General features: G+C 55.0%; 1 rRNA gene. It reads left to right on the forward strand.

The features are described from left to right. Positions 1-1,231, forward strand: a 23S ribosomal RNA gene (locus AC0B9F_RS38220); the annotation flags it as partial.

Genomic DNA, 1,231 nt, shown 5'->3' on the forward strand with positions numbered 1-1,231 from the left:
GGAGGTTGGCTTAGAAGCAGCCACCCTTGAAAGAGTGCGTAATAGCTCACTGGTCAAGTGATCCTGCGCCGACAATGTAGCGGGGCTCAAGTACACCACCGAAGCTGCGGCATTCACGCAATAGCCCCCAGTTGATCCAAGGATTTTCTGGCAGGTGTGTGGATGGGTAGGGGAGCGTCGTGTGGCCATGGAAGCGGCAGGGTGACCTAGCCGTGGAGGCCACACGAGTGAGAATGCAGGCATGAGTAGCGAAAGACGAGTGAGAAACTCGTCCGCCGAATGACCAAGGGTTCCTGGGCCAGGTTAATCCGCCCAGGGTGAGTCGGGACCTAAGACGAGGCCGACAGGCGTAGCCGATGGACAACGGGTTGATATTCCCGTACCCGTGTGAACGCGCCCATGGTGAATCAGTGATACTAACCATCCTGAAGCCACGAGAAGACCTTCGGGTCTCGAGTTGGTGGATGCATGGGACCTGATCTGGTAGTAGCCAAGCGATGGGGTGACGCAGGAAGGTAGCTGAGCCAGTCAGTGGTAATACTGGTGTAAGCGTGTAGGGCGTGACCTAGGCAAATCCGGGTCGCACATAGCCTGAGACGTGATGCGTAGCCGATTGAGGCGAATTCAGTGATCCTATGCTGCCGAGAAAAGCCTCTAGCGAGCTTTCACACGGCCCGTACCCCAAACCGACACAGGTGGTCAGGTAGAGAATACTAAGGCGATCGAGATAACTATGGTTAAGGAACTCGGCAAAATGCCCCCGTAACTTCGGGAGAAGGGGGGCCCTGTCTGGTGACGACATTTACTGTCTGAGCTGGGTGGGGCCGCAGAGACCAGTGAGAAGCGACTGTTTACTAAAAACACAGGTCCGTGCGAAGTCGTAAGACGATGTATACGGACTGACGCCTGCCCGGTGCTGGAAGGTTAAGAGGACCGGTTAGTTCCTTCGGGAGCGAAGCTGAGAATTTAAGCCCCAGTAAACGGCGGTGGTAACTATAACCATCCTAAGGTAGCGAAATTCCTTGTCGGGTAAGTTCCGACCTGCACGAATGGCGTAACGACTTCTCAGCTGTCTCAACCGTAGACTCGGCGAAATTGCATTACGAGTAAAGATGCTCGTTACGCGCGGCAGGACGAAAAGACCCCGGGACCTTCACTACAGCTTGGTATTGGTGTTCGGTTCGGTTTGTGTAGGATAGGTGGGAGACTGTGAAGCGGTGACGCCAGTTAT

The organism is Streptomyces sp. NPDC097129 (assembly GCF_055668065.1).